This window comes from Phenylobacterium sp. (assembly GCF_046290725.1).
GTDB lineage: Bacteria > Pseudomonadota > Alphaproteobacteria > Caulobacterales > Caulobacteraceae > Phenylobacterium.
The window spans coordinates 205789-224287 of the sequence record NZ_JBKBUH010000002.1 but is presented as its reverse complement, the minus strand read 5'-3'; the positions used below and the strand labels follow the sequence as shown (position 1 = coordinate 224287).

Annotated in this window: 18 protein-coding genes; 8 read left to right on the top strand and 10 right to left on the bottom strand. The window is 64.1% G+C overall.

Annotated features, from left to right (window positions below; all coding sequences use genetic code 11):
- Positions 1-106: 106 nt before the first annotated feature.
- Entirely contained in the window at positions 107-2341 is a 2235-nt protein-coding gene (locus ACK41C_RS12310; RefSeq protein ID WP_409654618.1) for a TonB-dependent receptor, read from the bottom strand.
- Positions 2342-2376: 35 nt separating this feature from the next.
- Positions 2377-3687 (bottom strand): flavin monoamine oxidase family protein, encoded by a 1311-nt coding sequence (locus tag ACK41C_RS12305; RefSeq protein ID WP_409654616.1) that lies wholly within the window; start codon positions 3685-3687, stop codon positions 2377-2379.
- Between the two features lie 270 nt (positions 3688-3957).
- Here ACK41C_RS12305 and ACK41C_RS12300 point away from each other — a divergent pair, with 270 nt between their 5' ends.
- Positions 3958-4584, top strand: a complete 627-nt coding sequence (locus ACK41C_RS12300) for a TetR/AcrR family transcriptional regulator (RefSeq protein ID WP_409654613.1) — start codon at positions 3958-3960, stop codon at positions 4582-4584.
- A gap of 34 nt (positions 4585-4618) precedes the next feature.
- On the opposite strand, the gene ACK41C_RS12295 is transcribed toward ACK41C_RS12300, so the two are convergent.
- A complete protein-coding gene (locus ACK41C_RS12295) occupies positions 4619-5575 on the bottom strand; it encodes a GlxA family transcriptional regulator (RefSeq protein WP_409654611.1) in 957 nt (318 codons plus the stop codon).
- Between the two features lie 89 nt (positions 5576-5664).
- Between ACK41C_RS12295 and ACK41C_RS12290 the strand changes: the two genes are divergently transcribed.
- The 5 genes from ACK41C_RS12290 (at position 5665) to ACK41C_RS12270 (ending at position 9980) form a co-directional block, all read left to right on the top strand.
- Positions 5665-6483 (top strand): dienelactone hydrolase family protein, encoded by an 819-nt coding sequence (locus ACK41C_RS12290; RefSeq protein ID WP_409654608.1) that lies wholly within the window; start codon positions 5665-5667, stop codon positions 6481-6483.
- Between the two features lie 27 nt (positions 6484-6510).
- The gene (locus ACK41C_RS12285; protein ID WP_409654605.1) at positions 6511-7341 is read left to right on the top strand and encodes a 2,3,4,5-tetrahydropyridine-2,6-dicarboxylate N-succinyltransferase; all 831 of its coding nucleotides are present in this window, start codon (positions 6511-6513) and stop codon (positions 7339-7341) included.
- Between the two features lie 112 nt (positions 7342-7453).
- Positions 7454-7954, top strand: a complete 501-nt coding sequence (locus ACK41C_RS12280) for a cupin domain-containing protein (protein WP_409654603.1) — start codon at positions 7454-7456, stop codon at positions 7952-7954.
- A gap of 15 nt (positions 7955-7969) precedes the next feature.
- Positions 7970-9256 carry an MFS transporter gene (locus tag ACK41C_RS12275; RefSeq protein WP_409654600.1) on the top strand — a complete coding sequence of 429 codons (1287 nt, stop codon included), beginning with the start codon at positions 7970-7972 and terminating at the stop codon, positions 9254-9256.
- 34 nt (positions 9257-9290) lie between these two features.
- Positions 9291-9980, top strand: coding sequence for a TetR family transcriptional regulator (locus tag ACK41C_RS12270; protein ID WP_409654597.1), 690 nt, complete (start codon positions 9291-9293; stop codon positions 9978-9980).
- Here the strand turns inward: ACK41C_RS12270 and ACK41C_RS12265 are convergent.
- The 3 genes from ACK41C_RS12265 to ACK41C_RS12255 all read right to left on the bottom strand — a co-directional run bounded on the left by ACK41C_RS12265 (position 9971) and on the right by ACK41C_RS12255 (position 12238).
- Positions 9971-10414, bottom strand: a complete 444-nt coding sequence (locus ACK41C_RS12265) for a hypothetical protein (protein WP_409654595.1) — start codon at positions 10412-10414, stop codon at positions 9971-9973. The genes ACK41C_RS12270 and ACK41C_RS12265 overlap by 10 nt on opposite strands.
- 13 nt (positions 10415-10427) lie before the next feature.
- Entirely contained in the window at positions 10428-11351 is a 924-nt protein-coding gene (locus ACK41C_RS12260; protein ID WP_409654592.1) for an alpha/beta fold hydrolase, read from the bottom strand.
- Positions 11352-11446: 95 nt separating this feature from the next.
- Positions 11447-12238 carry an enoyl-CoA hydratase/isomerase family protein gene (locus tag ACK41C_RS12255; RefSeq protein WP_409654590.1) on the bottom strand — a complete coding sequence of 264 codons (792 nt, stop codon included), beginning with the start codon at positions 12236-12238 and terminating at the stop codon, positions 11447-11449.
- Between the two features lie 148 nt (positions 12239-12386).
- On the opposite strand from ACK41C_RS12255, the gene ACK41C_RS12250 reads away from it, so the two are divergent.
- The gene (locus tag ACK41C_RS12250; protein WP_409654587.1) at positions 12387-13559 is read left to right on the top strand and encodes a thiolase family protein; all 1173 of its coding nucleotides are present in this window, start codon (positions 12387-12389) and stop codon (positions 13557-13559) included.
- 92 nt (positions 13560-13651) lie between these two features.
- The gene (locus ACK41C_RS12245; RefSeq protein ID WP_409654584.1) at positions 13652-14248 is read left to right on the top strand and encodes a TetR/AcrR family transcriptional regulator; all 597 of its coding nucleotides are present in this window, start codon (positions 13652-13654) and stop codon (positions 14246-14248) included.
- 192 nt (positions 14249-14440) lie between these two features.
- On the opposite strand, the gene ACK41C_RS12240 is transcribed toward ACK41C_RS12245, so the two are convergent.
- The 4 genes from ACK41C_RS12240 to ACK41C_RS12225 all read right to left on the bottom strand — a co-directional run bounded on the left by ACK41C_RS12240 (position 14441) and on the right by ACK41C_RS12225 (position 18482).
- Positions 14441-15553 (bottom strand): P1 family peptidase, encoded by a 1113-nt coding sequence (locus tag ACK41C_RS12240; protein WP_409654582.1) that lies wholly within the window; start codon positions 15551-15553, stop codon positions 14441-14443.
- Between the two features lie 184 nt (positions 15554-15737).
- On the bottom strand, positions 15738-16004 hold the full coding sequence (gene grxC / locus ACK41C_RS12235) for a glutaredoxin 3 (protein ID WP_409654581.1): 267 nt from the start codon (positions 16002-16004) through the stop codon (positions 15738-15740).
- A 4-nt stretch (positions 16005-16008) separates the two neighbouring features.
- Positions 16009-17274: a fumarylacetoacetate hydrolase family protein gene (locus ACK41C_RS12230; protein ID WP_409654578.1), complete on the bottom strand. Its 1266-nt coding sequence runs from the start codon at positions 17272-17274 to the stop codon at positions 16009-16011.
- Positions 17271-18482 carry a CaiB/BaiF CoA transferase family protein gene (locus ACK41C_RS12225; RefSeq protein ID WP_409654576.1) on the bottom strand — a complete coding sequence of 404 codons (1212 nt, stop codon included), beginning with the start codon at positions 18480-18482 and terminating at the stop codon, positions 17271-17273. The genes ACK41C_RS12230 and ACK41C_RS12225 overlap by 4 nt, the downstream gene beginning before the upstream one ends.
- Positions 18483-18499: the final 17 nt, after the last annotated feature.

Genomic DNA, 18499 nt, shown 5'->3' with positions numbered 1-18499 from the left:
TCCTCGCGAAGCTGGTTCATCGTCCTTGCGGAACAGGTGAGAGGAGAGGTCGACAATCGACAAAGTTCGGTCGCGCTTTGTCTTCCTGCTCCCGGGGCCCCGGCGTTCAGCGGCTGCGGACGGCCAGGGTGACGCCAAACGTGCGCGGCGCGCCGAGGTGGTTGTAGTCAAAGCCCCAGGTGTCGCGAAGATCGATACGCGAGGTGAAGTAGGTTTCGTCGGTGAGGTTCTTTCCCCAGATCGACGCCGCCCAGCGCTCGCCGGGGAGCTCGTAGGAAAGTCGAGCATCAATCAGGGCATAGCCGTCCTGCTCTAGTCGCGGCACGTTAAACACCTCGAAGAACTGGCTTGATGCGTAACTCAAATGGACGCTGCCCGTGAGCCGCCCCCGGTCGTCATCGATGGCGATGTATGTGGCCTCTGCGTTCGCCGTCACAGCAGGCGCATTGGGAAGCACCTTCCCTTTCAAACTCACACCCCGCAGCGACCCACGTTCAATGCGGGAGTTCAGCAGACCCAGGCCCGCGCTAAGCCTCAGCGCGTCCGTCACCACCGCCGAAAGCTCAAGCTCAGCGCCGTAGATGCGCGAGCGTTCAAGGTTCACCAGCCGCTGGGTTGAGTTGGCTGGGTCAATGTCCAGAAACTGCTGATCTCGGTAGCGATAGTAGAAAGCTGCGCCATTGAGCGTGACGCGGCGGCTTAGAAGCTGGGTCTTGGCTCCGGCTTCGAATGCATCGATGAGTTCAGGCTTCGCGACATTGAGCTCAGAGATGTCGAAAAGCGCCTGAGCGTTGAAAGCGCTGCCGCGGTAACCGCGGTTGTAGCTGAGGTAAAGGAGGTCACCGTTGGGCGTTTTGAGATCCACGCCGGCCTTGCCGGACAGGTTCCGCGATCGATAGCCACGGCCGTCCGGCGCATCGATCAGCACCCCGACGAGGCCGTCGTCCACCCCACGAAGCTCCGACCTGAGACCACGCAGTTCTCCCCGGTCCTGAGTGTACCGGAGCCCTCCCCTAATGGTCACCCTAGGCGTAAGCTCGAACCTCATGTCGCTATAGACGGCGAAGCTGCGTTTCTCCTGGTCGAAGCGGTTGCGCACGCGGCAGGCCAATGGGAAGCCCACCGCGCAGTCCGCGGCCGTGACGCGCCCGTCCTGGTCGACGTCAAGGTCCTTGAAGATCCCCAACTCGTTTCGATTGAACACTTCTTCCACATGGGCGTAGGCGCCGAGCAGGTAGCGGAATGCGCCGTCGCCGCCGGAAACCCGCAAGTCCTGGGCAAATTGCGTGGCCTTCCCCCCTGACGGCAGCTCTAGTGTGGAGAGCGGGCTGCCATCGGTATCCTCTGGGATGGAGATACTGCCTCGGTCGTAGGAGCTGACCGCCGTCAGAGCGAGGGTGTCGGAGAGCTGCAACTCAGAGGTCAAGGCAAAAGCGTAGGTTTGCGCTCGCCGTCGAGCTACGAAGTTTGACTCGATCTCCCGAGCCTCCAGATCGCGCCGGAAATAACCAGGCTCCCCGAACAGCTGATAGACGCCCGCCCCAATTCCGAGCGGGCCAGGCTCAGCATAGATGCCGTCCTGGATCGGACGCTGCAGGGACGTCGAGGCGCGCACGACGAAGCGGGCGGCCTCGCTGGGCGCAAATAGAAGGCTCGCCCGGACTCCGAACTCATCGATGCCGCTGGCGTCTGGCAGGCTTCGATAGCGATTTCGGTACCACCCCTCGGCCGTGGAGCGCGTGAACGCGACTCTTGCGGCGACTTGGTCTGAGAGAGGGAGGTTGACGGCGCCGCTAAGGTCAAATCGCTCGTAGGCACCGTATCCGACCTCAAGGTCAGCCGCTTGATTGAACGTCGGTGTGCGGCTGATCAGGTTCACCGCGCCGCCGGTCGTGTTCTTGCCATAGAGCGTGCCCTGGGGACCCCGCAGGACCTCGACGCGCTCAAGGTCGAACATCGCCACCCCCAACAGGGCGAAGTTCCCTTTGTACACCTCGTCAAAATAGGTCGCGACGGGACTGGCCTGGTTGAGGCTGTAGTCGGACATCGACACGCCGCGCAGGGCGAAGATCGGCGTGTTCGCGCCCGAGGTGGCGCTGAGCTGGAGATTGGGCACGCGGTTCACCAGATCATCGATCTGGGTCACGCGCTGAGCAGCCAAGGCTTCTCCGCTGAGCGCCGTCACCGAAACGGGCACGTCCTGCAAGCGTTCGGACCGCTTCTGTGCGGTGACCACCACTTCCTCGACGACGAGCGTGTCGGCGGGCTGGGCAGCGGACACACCCGCCGAGGCCAGAAAACTAGAATACGCCACCCCTGCGATGAGACCCAACTTGCTCATCATCCCCTCCTTGGTTGTCTGTCTTAAGCCGGCGTTCAGCGGCGGAGGCCGGGCGTGAACTGCGCCGCTTCGCGGCCCACCTTTAGGCCCCGCTCGATCGCTCCATCGATGAACCCCCGCCAGCCATCGGCCGTGTCGGCGCTCGCGAAGAACACGCGCCCTTCCTGGTCTCGGCTGGCAGGAAAGTAGGCCGTCTGGCCCGGCCTGAAGTGGCACCACGTGCCCTTCGCATAAGGGTCTCCCACCCAGTCGTGGGAGATGACCTCGGTGACCTCTGCGTCTGGGATAAAGGCCCTTAGCGCCGCCTCGACGGCGCGGGCATCGCCGGCGTTTAAGCGGGACGGATCTGGCCCGAAGAAGATCAGTCGGGACCCTTGCGGGCCCGAGGCATCCGTCATCACATTGGTGATGGGGGCTGGGTCTGCCGCGAATCCTTGGAAGACGCCGACATTCTGGCGGATTGCTGCATAGCCCTTCACGCCGCGGCCGGCGTGACCCTCAAGGGCATGCTGCGTCTTCGCCGCGTTCAAGGGTGGAGAGAAGTCAATGCCCGTAAGGACGTTCAAGGGCGCTGACACGACCACGGATCGCCCCAGTACGCTCTTCCCCCCTTCTATCTGCAATCGGACATGATCGGCCGATTGCTCGACGCTGACGACGGGCGAGGAGAGCCTGATTTGCGCATCGGCGTCGCCACGGATCGCCTCAATTAGAGCGCCCGTCCCGTCGCGAAGCCGGTACCTGGCCAGGGCGTCGCTGAACCGCTCATAATCCCGCCCCGCCAGCGCCCATCCCCGCAAAGCCTCGACATACGCGAGGTCGTCGAGGTGGCAGTGGCCCAGCGTGGCGAAGAAAGCGCTCAGCAACTCCGCCTGTAGCGGCTGCAGATTGAGCTGGGCCAAGCGTTCCGCCAGCGACATCTTGGCCCTGCCCATGACTTCGGAGGCTGCAAATCCGGGGTCGAAAGGCCGGGGAAACACGCGCTCAGCCTCGGAGAGCGCGAGTGCGAGCGCCTGTGAGAGCGCCGCGCCCGCTTCACGGACGCTCAGGCGCTCTGGGCGTCCACCGCGCGCGACGATCACCTCCTCTGGAACCGCCGATGGCGTCTCCTCAAGAGCAAGGCCGTACCGCTCAAGCTCTGTCCAGACAAAAGGCTGGCTCCAGTGCACCCAGGTGCCTCCGAGCTCCAGCACATGCCCATGGCGGCGCTCGGACCACGCACGGCCTCCGAGGCGATCCCGGGCTTCAAGCACCAGCACCGAACATCCCAGACGCGACGCCTCACGGGCGGCGACCAAACCGGCAAACCCCGCTCCGATGACGAGAACATCCCAGGGTCCATTCAACCTGGGCTGCGCTCCCGCTTGGCTCGCCGCAGCCGCTACGGCTGTGACCGCGCCAAGCGCGAGGCTTCTCCGCGACACCGTGGTTCTCCTGGTCAAAGCCGCCCCCCCTGTCAGGTGACAGGTGGTTACCGGTCAGTTGACAGGTGAGTCAAGCTCTCTCCTGCGCTAGAACGACGGAGAGAGTTCGCTGGCACGCGCACTGCACGCCACTTATCAAGGTATCTCATGCATTTAGGGGCAGTCTCAGAGCAACCTGTCACGCGAGAGGCGTTGCTCGATTATCTTGCTGAATTTCACGCGCGGCGGCCGATCCCTTCGCCCCGCGCCGCCGAAATCCTGGAAGCTGGGGCGGATCTCCTTCGCAAGGGCGGATTCGAAGCGTTTTCCATGCGGCGTGCCGCGGAGCAGGTGGGACTGACCCTCGCTTCGCTGCAGCACCACTTCCCCACTCGGGCAGATCTCCTGCACGCGGTGATCGAACACCGACTGGACTGGTATGGCTTTCACCTGAGCGAGCGGATCCGCACCCTGCCCGATGCGCCAGAGCGCCTCTTCCTCGGCGTTTTGGACTGGCTGCTCGACGACATTCGCTCAGAGCCGACGGCAAGCTTCACGGTCCAGTTTTGGGCGTTCGCAGCCTATGACCCTGACGCCGCCAAGACCTTGGATCTATTCATGACGCGTTACCGAGGTTTCTTGGGCCTCGCGATGCGGGGCCTCAATCCCGCGCTCAGCGAGCGCGAGGCGCTTAGCCGAGCCGCGGCGATCAGTGTGATGATCGACGGGTCAACGCTGCTGATGGCGCCGGGTAAGCCGCACCACCCCGAGCTGGAGGACCTTCACGAGACACTTCGCGCCATGGCGCTGCGTCTTGCGCGAACGCCTCCGTCAAATTAGCTCCCAGCGGGACCTGGGCGGGGGCCGCGGAGAGTCAGACCAGGCTTCGGATCTCGCGAGCGCCCAAACCCCCTTCACGCCGGAGCAGTCGCCGCAGCGTCGAGGGCTCGGCATAGCCAACCCGGCGGGCAATCTCATCGAAGGGCAGACGTGTGGTCTCCAAGAGCTCCACGGCTCGCTCAACGCGCAAGCGCTGCAGGAATCGGACCGGCGACAGCCCGGTAGTGCGTTCAAGCCGCCGGGCAAAGGTCCGGGCGGTCAAACCTGCGGCCTCTGCTAGGGCGCCGATCGGGAAATTCTCTTCAAGACGCTTGCGCGCCCATCGCTCCGCCCGAGAAATCTGCTCGTCGGCGCCGCTGAGGAAACCGATCGCCATGTACCTCGCCTGCGACTTTCGCTCTTCAAGCAGCATATAGCGGGCGCAACGCTCGGCGAGTGAGACATCGCTGTGGCGAGCGATAACCGAGAGCATCAAATCCATCTGCGCCATTGCAGCGCCTGCTGTCGTGACGCGCCCGTCGGTGACCACCATGGCGTCCGTATCCAAGCTCACCGCCGGATACAGCCTTCGAAAAAGAGGCGACAGCCACCAGGACGTCGTGGCGCGCCGCCCGTCCAGCACGCCCGCTGCGGCGACAAGGAAGACCGCCGAGCACGAACTGGCGATCTCGGCGCCTTGGGTGAAGGCCTCCATCAAGCGGCGCCTCGCGGCTACTGCATCCTTCCGGCTGAGCCCCTCTATGACCGCCTCCTCGTTGGTCAAGGCCAGGCCGGGGACGACGAGCACGTCCGCCTTCTCAACAGACGCCGCGGCCCCAACGCCGAAATAGCTCTGCGCCGCCTTTGCTCCTGACCCGGTGAGCCGCACGCTGAACGGCGGCAGGCGGCCTGACGCGATGCGGATCTGGTTGGCGGTCTGCAGGAGCTCGACCGTGATGGCGACGCTTGAAGGCGAAGCGCCCCGCAGCACCAGGACCTCCACGACAGTCATGGCGAAATCACCTCGATCATAGTCGTTTTTGACATCTGTTCGCCAGCATCGCTCAGGCGCAGTTTCTCCGCAAGTGTTGGAGGTTCTGTATGGCCGAAAGCCTGCTGGAGGCGGATTCCCTGTCGGACTTCGCCGCGCGAGAGATCACGCTGCTCGACGTCGCAAAGAAGGTGCATGTGACGGGCGACGGCCCTGGCGTGATCGTCATGACCGAGATGCCGGGGATTAGCCCTCATGTCGCCAGGTTCGCTCGCTGGGTCCGCGACGCTGGCTTCACCGTCTACATGCCCTCGCTCTTTGGGCGAGATGGCGCTGTTCCAAGCGCCGAGGAAGCCGCCGGGGTCTTTCGCCACGCCTGTGTAAGCGCGGAATTCCGTGCGTTCGGCGCGGGCGGCTCAAGCCCAGTCACCAAGTGGCTGCGTGCATTGGCGAGGCTCGCCCATGAAGAGTGCGGCGGTCCAGGGGTAGGCGCGATCGGCATGTGCTTCACGGGCAATTTTGCTCTGACCATGATGCTGGAGCCGTCCATGCTCGCGCCAGTGGTGTCCCAACCCTCCCTTCCTTTGGATGACCCAGGCGGGCTTGAGATTTCTCCCGAAGAGCTCGAGGCAGTGGCCGAGCGCCTCAAGAGGGAAGAGCTGACGGTGCTCGCCTATCGCTTCGAGGGCGATTCCTTCTGCCGGGCTGAACGGTTTGCGGCCTATGAGAAAGCTCTAGGCGACCGCTTCGTGCCTCGCGTGCTCCCCGACGCCGCGGCGAACCCAGGTCCGAAGCCGCCCTTCTTTGAGCAGTTCGTCACCACGCCTCATAGCGTGGTGACGGTGCATCTCATCGACGAGGCCGGACAGCCTACACTCGCAGCCCGCGATGAAATCCTGGCCTTCTTTAAAGAGCGGCTGCTCGGTTAAGGCCGGCGCCGAGCTTGAGCGTGTCGAATGAACCTCGCGGCCCAAGACCTGAAGACCGTCATTGAGCGCGCCATCGCCGAACCGGACGTCTGGAGCGCGCCGGTCTCATGCGAGTTGGCTGAGGCCGTCGGTGATGTGCTCTCCGGCCTCGATGCGGGCCAACTGAGGGTGGCGGAGCCCACCAAGAGCGGAGCGTGGCAGGTCAATGAATGGGTGAAGGCCGCGGTGCTCCTGGCGTTTCGCACCGAGGAAGAGCAACTTCAGGAGCCAGGTCCTGCTTGGGACAAGTTCCCGCAGAAATTCAGGGGCTGGGGCGCCGAGGACTTCCGCCGGGCGGGGTTTCGCGCGGCGGTGGGCAGCCTGGTTCGGCGGGGCGCCTACATCGCTCCTGGCGTCATCCTGATGCCGTCGTTCGTCAATCTCGGCGCCTATGTCGGTGGGGGAACAATGGTCGATACCTGGGCGAGCATCGGATCATGCGCTCAGATTGGCCGAAACTGCCACATTTCGGCGGGAGCTGGGATCGGTGGGGTCTTGGAGCCGCTCCAAGCCCGGCCGACCGTCATCGAAGACGATTGCTTCATCGGAGCTCGGTCGGAAGTCGCAGAGGGCGTGATCGTCCGACGGGGGAGCGTCCTGGCCATGGGTGTCTTCATCACAGCGAGCACGCCAATCGTCGACCGGCGCACGGGCGGCAGTTGGACCGGCGAAGTCCCGCCTTTTTCGGTGGTGCTTCCAGGCACGCGTCCCAACGCGGTCGATCCTTCGTTGCCCGCAACTTACTGCGCCGTGATCGCGAAACAGGTCGACGCCCGAACCAGGGCCAAGACGTCCATCACTGAGCTCTTGAGGCAGTGACCTTGAAGTCCCTCCGCTGCGCGCCTCACGGCGCTGTGGGGGCTAGCAACCCGAAGCGGCGCAACGGACGCCCTCGAACCTGGACACCCTTGGCTTCACCTGAGGATGACGCATGAACCCGGAAGACAAGCCGACGGGCTCGCAAATCGGACGCCGCCTCAGCTTTGAGGCGGCACAATCCGCCACGCGAGATCGCAGCTCCAACTATCCTGCGGTTTTCGCCGAGCAGATGCAGGGGCGCACCAAGCGCCCCCTCGGAGACCCGCACGGTCTAACCGGCTTTGGCGTCAATCTGACCGAGCTTGCGCCTGGGGCCGTGTCTGCTCTCTTTCACCGGCATTCGGTTCAAGACGAGTTCGTCTTCGTCCTTGAAGGTGAGGTGGTCCTGGTCACCGACGTGGGAGAAGAGACCCTTTATCCCGGGATGTGCGCGGCCTTTCGCGCTGGTGGGACGGCCCACCAAATTGTCAACCGATCTGCACGCCCGGCCGCCTACCTCGAGGTCGGCGATCGCCGCCCCGGCGATGCCGTCGAATACCCCCGTGACGACCTGGCGGCCCAGCGCGAACCGTCCGGCTGGCGCTTCTTTCACAAAGATGGCCGGGCCTACTGAACTCGGCGCAGTCTGGTGCGCAAGCCGATGCCGATAGGTCCGCAAAGAACTTGGCTTCCCGTGCACTATGCGTATGTGGTCGCGGCGACCGCGTTTCTGGCGCTGCTCGCCGCCGCAGCCCTGCGCTCGGCGCCTGGCGTCCTGATCATCCCCCTCCAGCTTTCCTTCGGGTGGGACAGGGGAACGGTGTCGGCCGGGGCAGGCCTTGGCATCCTCATGAATGGCCTCGTCGGTCCGTTCGCGGCTGGTCTGATGCAGGCTTACGGCATTCGGCGCGTCTTGCTCGCGGGCCTTTCGCTCATGGCAGCTGCGACCTTTGCAAGCCTCTTCATGAGTTCGCCCTGGCAGTACTTCCTCACCTGGGGTGTGGTCTCTGGAATTGGAAGCGGGGCTGTCGCCGGAGTGCTTGCCGCTGCGGTGGTCAACCGCTGGTTCGCCAAACGCCAGGGGCTGATGATGGGTGTTCTCACCGCCAGCACCGCTACAGGATCCTTAGTTTTTCTTCCCGCCATGGCCCGCCTTGCACAGTCCGGAGCCTGGCAGCCCGTCGTGTGGGTGGTGGCCCTTACCATGGCGGCGCTGATCCCCATCGTGTGGCTGTTCATGCGCGAACGGCCCGAGGATGTCGGCCTGGCACGATTAGGGGAGGAGTCGAAGGGGCTCGCGCCAGCCCATCCCCCGCATCGAGGCGCAAGCCTCGCCTTTCAGGTCCTGTTTCGTGCGAGCCGAGTACCCGCGTTCTGGCTGCTGTTCTCAGCTTTCTTCGTTTGTGGCCTTACGACCAACGGCCTAGTTGGCACCCATCTGATTGCATTCTGCGGCGACCGCGGCATCGCCCCCGTCTACGCAGCCGCCCTGCTCTCCCTGATGGGCGTGTTCGATCTGATCGGAGCGACCGGCTCCGGCTGGCTGAGCGATCGTTACGATCCTCGCAAGCTGCTCTTTACCTACTACGGCTTACGCGGCCTCTCCCTGCTGGCCTTACCGTTCCTCAGCCTCGACGCAGCAAGCCTTCTGGTGTTCGCCATCTTCTTCGGCCTGGACTGGATCGCCACAGTGCCCCCCACCCTGAAGCTGACGAATGCTTACTTCGGGGAAGGCGAAGCCCCGATCGTGTATGGATGGATCTTCACAGGTCATCAGGCGGGAGCCGCAGCGGCGGCGGCCGGGGCGGGCCTGATCCGTGATTTCGCGGGCGACTATTCGCCAGCCTTTCTTCTCGGCGGCGCGCTCGCCGTCATTGTCGCTCTGGTCGTGTTGCGTTGGCCGCCCGCGACAAGCGCCGCTACAAAAGACGGATAATGGCAGGTCGCCTTCCGCGTCCTCTCAAGTTGGGATGTGCGATCGCGACCGCCGCGCGGCCCGCCGCAGTCGAGAGGCCGAAGCGTTGTCCGAGGTGGTTATGAACAAAGCGGCGCGCAAGCGGGTCCGTCGAAGCGCAGAGGTTGCAAGAGAGGAGATCCTGCAGGCTGCTGAGCAGCGCCTTGTCCTCGAGGGTCTTTCGGGTGTGAAGGTTCAGCGGATCGCCCAGGATCTTGGCCTCACGGACGCCGCCATCCACTACCACTTCGCGAGTCGCGAACGCCTTCTGGAGGCGCTGCTGCGCCGTTCAGGCCGCAGGTTTCTGGACGAACTGGCGGCGACCGCTCCGCAATCCGAGCAAGGAGGGCAAGTCCCGGCTGCCGTCGCAACGAAGCTGGCGGAACTTTTCCGTTCGGGCGAAACCGCAAGGCTCCTTGCATGGCTCACCCTGTCAGGTTGGAAGCCTGAAGGAGAAGGCATGTTGGGCGGGCTCGTGGATCAACTTCACTGTTCCCAGGTCAGCCCGAACGTCTCCGATCGCAGCCAGACCCGAGCAGACGCCGCCCGAATGGTCGCTGTCATGATGGCGGTGGCTTTCACCACCGCTTTCATGAAGGACGCGCTGATGCGGAGTGTTGGGCTCGACGCAGAAGCAGATGTTGATCTGCTTCAGTGGCTTGCCGCCCGCTTCGCAGACGGCGGGAGCAGGCTCGATCAAGCGTAGCTTGGGTCGAGCCCCTCGCCCCACTCCGCCATCCACTCGGCAAACCGGTCGTGGTCGGGCGCGTCATAGATGTCCATCAGCCGCCTAATCTTCCCTTCGTGGTACGTGGCGATCTCCCACAGCCTCACCTCGATCGGAGGCGCATCGTCCCGCTCGAACCGGATGCCGCTGTTGACCAGGACATTTGCGCCTTCCTCACGGATGACGGCTCCGATGCCGACGGTGCGTCGGCACAGCTGATCAAAGCGCTCCACCGAGCGCTGAAGACCGGAGATCACCGCGGCTCTTCCCTCCAAGCGGCAGTGGAAGGGCATGTTCAGCACCTCGTAGACGAGGTCGTCAGCGAAGAAGCCTGAGAGCAAGTGCCATTGACCGGTCTGATAAGCTTCCTCGAAGGCTGCCCTTTGGGCGACGAACTGTGGGATGAGGCTCATGAACATCTCCGGATCAGGGGCGCTCGGGAACTTCGGCGGCGCTGGTGCGCCTGCTGAGGGTGGTCTGCATGAGCTCAAGCGTCAGGAGGGCCAACTCGGCGGGGGCGTCCTCCTGGACGTTGTGGCCGGCAGCTGGGATCAGCCGGTGCGCACCGTTCGGAAAAGTAGCTGCGAACTGTTTGGCTGCGGGCTCAGTTAGGACCCGACTGCGGCCGCCTTGGACGACCAGCGTCGGACACCTCACGTCCTTGGCCAGGTCTTGAAGCTCAGCAAGCTTGGCTAGGATGTGGGGGAAGTCCGTCGGCCGCCGGCGATCGGCTTTCCAGAAATAGCCTTCAGGCGTCCGACGGAGCAGATGACTGTAGCGGTATGTCACGAGATCCGGGTCGGACCCTGGGCTGACGATCAATGCCTCTTCCACCACCGCCTGAATGGTGGGTGCTGGCCGCACGCTCTCGAGAAAGCTTCGCATCCGTGCGGTGGATCCAAAGTTCACATCGGGTCCGACATCCACGAACGTGAGGCTTCCCAACCGATCGACTATGAGTTTCGCCGCATGGCCGGCGACGCAGCCGCCAAGCGACATTCCAAGCAGGTGGAGATCGCGAAGGCGCAGAGCCTCAACTAGCTCTGCGACGTCGGCGGCCATGCGGGGAACGCTGTAATCCTCAGCCCAGCCACTCTGGCCATGGCCCCTAAGGTCCACCGCAAGGCACCTATGCGCAGCGCCAATGGCCAAGCAGAAGAGGTCAAACGTGTGGGCCGACAGCAGCCCTCCGTGCAGGAGCACGAGCGTTTCCCCTTCGCCGGCCCAGTCAAGGAAGTGGAGCCTCACACCATCGCTGGTCTCGAACGTGCGAGAGGCCGGCGCGGCTCGCCCGACTGGAAGGCCGCGGCAAGCGGCAAGCCTGCGCAATGCGCTTGGCAACGCATCCATCTCACCACCTCCCTCTCATTACTTAGAGCGCTCTAAGTAGAGTCGCAATGGGGTTTCGTGGGCCCGGTGAGCGGATCGCAGACCGCGCGGATAGATCAGTCCCCGCGAAACCGGGGCTGTCGCTTCCCTACGAAGGCCGAAATCCCTTCGGCCGCATCTGCTCGCCCCGCGTTCCGCACGACCTCTCGCGTTTCGAGGTCTGTTTGCTCGAAGAAGCTATGCTGGTGCGTTTCGGCCAGCAGCGCCTTGATCGAAGCCTGCGCCGCCGCAGGTCCGGCTGACAGTCGCAAAACCATCTGCTCGGCTTCGGGTCTCAGCTGATCGTCGGGCGCCAAGGCGGTGATAAGCCCCCAGTCCAACGCTTCAGCGCTCGTGAGCCTCCGATTGGTGAGCATCAGCTCCTGCGCCCGCCGTAGCCCGACCAGGCGTGGCAACAGGTAGGTTGATCCACCGTCAGCGGAGAGGCCAACCGCCGTATAGGCGACGGTGAAGCTTGCGGATTCCGCTGCGAGGACGATGTCGCCGACGAGTGCTAGGCCAAGGCCTGCTCCCGCGGCAGAGCCTTGCACCGCCACGACTAAGGGCGGACGCATCGTCATCAAAAGCGCCTGCGCCGCGTGAAACTCGGTAGCGATCTCCGAGAGATAGTCTTGCCGGGCGGGCCCGAGCGCATGAAACTCCGCAAGGTCGCCGCCAACGCAGAAGGAAGCGCCTTCAGCGCGCATGAGGACTGCGCGGATTGCCGGGTCGGATGCGCAGGACGAGGCGCAGGCGCGAAGCTGCCGGGCGAAAGCCAAGTTGACGACATTGCGCCGCTCAGGGTTCGACAGCACGATCTCGGCGAGCGAACCTTGCCGGGTGAGGCGAACGAAATCTCCCTCGCTCATCGATCTCTCCCTCAGCACCTGAATGGAAACCGATCAGAGGAGCATGGCGGAAGGCGATCATGCGCCTCCAGGCGGGCTCTGGACAAAGTTCGGGTGGGCCTCGCCACGCCGCTTGTACGCCTTGGCAGGCTCGCCCGCAGCTGCAATAATGATATATCTCATTATTAGGAGCCAGATCGTGCCCTCACCCGCCGTAATCGTCGGCTATGACCGCACCCCGTTCCACTTTGCGAAGAAGGGCGCCCTTGCTGGAATGCGCCCCGATGACCTCGCGGCCGAAGCCCTGCGCGCGCTGGTGGCGCGGTCTGGAATAGATCCCGAGCACATCGAAGACGTCATCATGGGCTGCGCCTATCCCGAGGCGGCGCAGGGCTCGAACGTCGCGCGTATCGCAGCCTTGCTGGCGGGACTTCCGCTGGCCACCGCAGGCGTGACGGTGAACCGGTTTTGCGGCTCGTCGATGAGCGCCATTCACCTCGCCGCCGGGCAAATCGCCCTTGGCGCGGGAGACGTATTCGTCTGTGGCGGGGTTGAGTCGATGACCTACGTGCCTCAAGGCGGGTTCAACGCCTCGCCTAACCCGCGCTTTGGCGAAAGCGGCATGCCCGAAGCCTATATCGCCATGGGCGCGACGGCGGAGAATGTCGCCCGCCGCTACGGCCTAAGCCGCGAGCAACAGGACGCCTTCGGACTTCGCTCTCAGCAGAAGGCCGCGGCGGCTCTCGAGGCCGGTCGGCTTGACGATGAGCTCACCCCAATATCCACCGACCAAGCTGTCATCGCCGTCGATGGCTGTCTGCGGCCAGGCACGAGTCTCGAAGCGCTAGCTGGCCTTAAGCCCGCCTTCCAGACAGATGGCACGGTCACGGCTGGAACATCGTCACCCCTAACCGATGGTGCTGCGATGACTCTGGTTTGTTCTGAAGCCTACGCGGAGAAGACAGGCCTTGAGCCGATGGCGCGCGTCAAAGCGGTCGCGAGCGCCGGCTGCCCGCCCGAGATCATGGGAATGGGACCCGTAGCGGCGGTGGAGAAGGCGCTGCGGCGCGCGCATTTGAGCATCGAAGACATCGATCTCGTCGAGATCAACGAGGCGTTTGCGAGCCAAGCCATCGCCTGCCTCCAGGAACTGAGGATCCCGGAAGAGAAGGTCAATCTCGATGGCGGTGCGATCGCCTTGGGCCATCCTCTCGGCGCCACCGGCGCGCGGATCACAGGCAAGGCCGCCCAGCTCTTGCGCCGCACCAAAGGCCGTTACGCGCTGTCGACGCAGTGCGTAGGCGGCGGTCAAGGCGTCGCAACAATCCTTGAGGCGATCTAAGCGAGCCGGCCGTAAGAGGCCGCGGCCTTGCCCGAGAGAGCCGCGGCCTCTATTTGATGTCACCCGCCAGCAATAGATCGGCCTCGAAAACCATGCGGATCAGCAAAGAGCAGGTTCAGCGAAACCACGATCTTGTGGTGGAATCGGCTGCTGAGCTGTTCCGCGAGCGCGGCTTTGACGGGGTGAGCATCGCGGACCTGATGCAGAGCGCAGGCTTCACCCACGGCGGCTTCTACAATCATTTCCAATCGAAGGAAGAACTCGCCGCCAAGGCGACTGACTTCGCATTCCAAGAGCGGTCCGCCGACCTGTCCCAAGCTGCCGACGCCAGCGAAGTCTTACGCCGCTACCTGACTCGGACACATAGCTCTGCAATCGGCCAGGGCTGCCCCGCGGCGGCGCTCGGCGCTGACGCGGCGCGGCAGCCCGAGGACGTCAAGCGCGCGTTCGCTCGGGGGATCGAGGGCATGATCAGGGATTTCGAGCGAGGCCTTCCCGCATCGACGCCTGCTGGTGCTGCCGAGCGCCGGGCCCTCGCAATTAACCTCGTCGCGAAGTGCGTCGGTGCGCTTATGCTCTCCCGCAGCGTTCCTTCGACGGATAAGCTTGCACGAGAGATGCTCACAGCAACCCTCGCAGGAGCGCTGAACGATATTAGGGCCGCCACGGACAACGAGGCCGAGCTCTAAAGCGCCCGTCCGTTTCTGCACCAATCCCCGGCGAGACTTGCGCTCGAAAAGCAGACGCAAGCTCCAGGGTGGCGCGACGCGCAAGGATTTGTGGGAGAGTGACTGGCACCGCGCGCCTGAATCTGGCTCTCAAGCTCCACGTCAGCGTGCTCGCCTCGAATTGCTTGTCGCTTCGAACCGAAGACCGGCGATCTAGGCCATTTCGCTAATGCGGTTATAGCGGCGCAGGATCTCCTGCACCTGGGATACTGGAAGAGCGTGGGCCGTGAAGGCGTCAACTCCAACCATCGTCTCAGCCGCAAACATGCTGTTCAAAATGGCCTCTTCTACGGATTGGATGGTCGCCTCGTAGAACCCGCTCATCGCCCCCTCTCCGAGAAACTCGGTGGTCACGAGACCCTCGTGCTGCCGCACAGCCTGATCATTCGCGGTCGAGAAGGCGAGGAAAAGATCGCCCGACTCGTTGGAAGCAATTCCTCCAGTGGCGGAGATCCCATATGCCGCTCGCCTGGCGATCCGTCTTAGTTGGTGTGGGGCCATCGGAGCGTCGGTGGCGACAATCCCGATGATCGAACCGCACTCCGGCACCGTGGACTGTACCTTAGGAATCTCCAAGCCGACGGGAACGCCCGCGATGCGCAGGAGGTGGCGTTTGCCGAAGTTGGATTGGACGAAAGCCCCAACTGTATAGACGCCGCCTTCGTACGGCACTACTCGCGACGCCGTTCCTGAGCCGCCCTTGAACTCAAAGCATCGCATACCAGTCCCGCCCCCGACATTGCCCTCGTCGACCGGGCCGGACCGCGCTGCTTCCAATGCCTCAATGATGTGAGCTTCCTTGATGTGATGCCCGTTGATGTCATTCAGCGCACCGTCATGGGTCTCGGCCGCGACGGGAAGATAGAATGGCTGATCCGGCTTCTCTCCGGGATCGTGACGCGCAAAGAGCCAGCGGGCCGTGACATCCCGGGCAAGCCCGCAAGAATGCGTGTTTGTTATCGTGACGGGTCCGTCAAACCGGCCTCGCTCGTCGACGAAGGCCGCACCACTCATCTCCCCTATTCCACTCATGCTAAAGAAACCGGCGTAGGCGCCAGCTTCAGGCCGAGCGCGACCGCGCGGGAAGATGGCTGTCACTCCCGTACGAACGGGTCCAACCCCCACCTGTAACGGGGGTTCGCCTTTGATGAGCGTGCAGTAGCCAACCTCGACTCCCGCAACGTCTGTGATCGCGTTCCACGGCCCTGGCTCCCCCACCAAAGGCACCCCGGCCCCACGGGCCCGCAGACGCCCCCTCGGGGTCATCCGATGCTCCGACCTCATCGGACATCCCTCGTCCGACGCCGGAATCCCCTCCCCGAACTCATTGGGATCCGAATAGATGACGCCTCACCGCCGCGGAGGTCTGCGAGGGAGGCAGGGCCGTTGGACCGCCCCCTCCGCTCCGAGTCCAGAGGAACGCCGAAGACGGGCGAGCCAAGCACGACGATCATTGCGCAGCTCCCGCCGCTAGCAGCGTCAGCTCGCCTGTGCGATCAAGCGCCAGAACCTCGTCGCAACCACCCAGGTGACGCTCGCCAACGAAGATCTGCGGGAAAGTGAAGCGGCCTGAACGGGAGTACATCTCCTCCAACAGCGCCGGATCTGCGCGGACGTCCAGCTTGCGAAAGCGCAGTCCGCGGCGGGCCAGAAGCTCAAGGGCTGCATCGCAATAGCGGCAGTTTGGGCGGGTATAGACGGTAAACTCCTGGTCCATCCCCCTATCGCCTCCCTTCTAGATGCGACTTTTGCGGCGCCCTAAGCCGCCCAACGAGTTCGCCCAAGTCCGCGATGACTTCGCCGCTACGTCGAACGCGGCCCGTAAGCACCACTTCGTCGCCATCCTCAAGCCAGCCCCGTTTCTCTCCCGTGGGAAGAAGGAGCGGCTCACGTCCCCCTTCCGTGAGCTCGAGCAGGCAGCCGCTTGACGATGGGTCAGGCCCGGACACCGTCCCAGTGCCATAGACGTCGCACGACCGGCTCGGAGCCCCGTTGGCCGTCAGTTGCGAAAGCTGCTGCGCCGGGTCCCAATACATGTGCTTGAGGTTCGTGCGGCACACGACCTGCGGATCGATAGCCCTCGCGCGCATCTTGGCGGTCGAGATGGCGGCCTCCAGTTCCACGTCAAACGTGAAGGGATGCGCGTGCCGAAGGTGCAGCGCGGCCGAACTCTGGTTCTGGTTCACCGTCCCGCATTCTGCGAGCACTTCCACGGGCGTGACCCAGGGCCCGAGCTGTGTGGCGAACGACTTCGATTGATAAGGCCCGAGAGGCTGAGCCTCCCATGCCTGAATGTCGCGGGCACTCCAGTCGTTCAGGAGCGCGAACCCGAAGACCCGCTGGGGGAATTGATCTGGGCGGGTCTGCGCCCCGAAGCCGGTGCCGAGGGCGAGGACAAACCCCGCCTCTAATTCGAAATCGACCGACCGGCTTTGCTCATACTGCGGGCCATCCTTCGTGCGGCGAAGACCTTGCGGCCGGCGGATCGTCGCCTGCGTGCCCAGGAAGGCGGAGGCCCGACTGTGATAGCCAAGCGGCATCGAGCGCCAGTTCTCCCCCAGGACAGCCTCCGGGTTTGCAACGCGCATAGATCGCACAGCGTGATGCTCACTGGCGTAGAAGTCCGTGAAGTCGCGAGGCGCTACGGGAAGGCCCAGCACAAGCTTCGAGCGCTCCAACAGGCAAGCCTCGACCCGCCGACGATGCCGAGCACCTGTCCCAAGCAGGCTCTTTAGCCTTCGGCGCACCTTGCGATGCACGGTTGGGCCAAGATCGATGAAGTCGTTGAGACGAGGCTGCGCCCAGACCTCGCGAGGCGCGCCTAATCCATCCAGCAATCCTGCTTGAGCAGAGGCGGAGAGATCTAACGCGTAGTCTCCGATAGCCGCCACAACCCGCGGGATCTCACCCACAGTCACGCCGTACGGAAGGTTGCTCAGCGCGTAGCCGGACCCGTCAGCGCCGGGAACCCAGGAGCCGGTGCTCATCTCGGCCCTGGCGAACGAGGGGGCGGCGGAACGACGAGGGCGCCTTGATGATGGTACGTTTCGATCTCAGCCGCGGACAAGCCAAGCTCGGCGAATACCTCGCCGTTGTGCTCCCCCTGCAATGCCGGCTCGCCCAAGGGTTCGAGCTCGTGCGATGAGAAGCGCCAAGGTCGACCGGGCAGTCGGTAGGAGCCTCCAGCACGATCGGAAACCTCCTGAACAGCGCCCCAGTGGCTTGCCCAATCGCTCTCGGCGATCTCCTTGAGGCTTCGGACGCGTCCCATGGCGATCTTCGCCTCGTCGAACTGGGCGTCTAGGGTGGGAAGGTCGGGGAAGCTCAGGATCCAGGTCTGGACGATCTCATGAAGCTCGACCAGATTCTGACGGCGTGCCTCGGCCGTCGCGAACCGAGGATCTCCCGCCAAATCGGGGCGCCTCATCGCCGCTAGGTACGAGCGGAACGTGAGGGAGCCGACGAGACTCGTGGCGACCGTCAGGGTTTCTCCCTGAGGCCCCAAGAAGAAGGGGCAGTCGGTTGCGCCGAGCACGGCCGGCTCGGCCCCCAAGTCGACCTCTGACAGGTCGACGTGCGCCCGCTCGTTCACCGCCATCAGAGTCGCGGCCATCGCCACGTCGATAAACTGGCCCTCGCCGGTGCGTTCGCGATGCTGAAGGGCCGCGAGGATGGCGATTGTCGCCTGCAGACCTGAATAGACATCGGCGTGAGAGAGGCTGTCTGTCTTGGCCTCCCGCAGCGCTTCTCCGTAGTGCCGCAGGCTATTGGCGGTGAAACCCGCTTCCGCTTGAACAGTCGGCGCGTAGGCCATGCGTGCGCGCCACGGCCCGCCCTGGCCGTATCCCGTGATCGAGGCGTAGATGACACGCGGGTTGCGCGCCGACACAGTCGCATAGTCCAGGCCGAACGACGCAAGCGCGCCAGCGCGGAAGTTCTCCACGACAATGTCAGCCTGATCGCAAAGCCGGAGCGCCAGTTCGCGGGCGGCCGGGACGTTCAGATCCAGGCTGACGTTGCGTTTGCCCGCGTTCTGCTGTGCGTAATAGCCCGACATGGTGCCGGAGCTCGGATGAGCGAAACGGGTGACGTCCGGCCGCGGCGGCTCAACCTTGATCACCTCGGCGCCGAGGTCGAGCAAGGTGCGGGCGCAGAGGGGCCCTGCCAGCACACGTGAGAAATCGACGACCTTCAATCCTGCGAGAGGCCCCG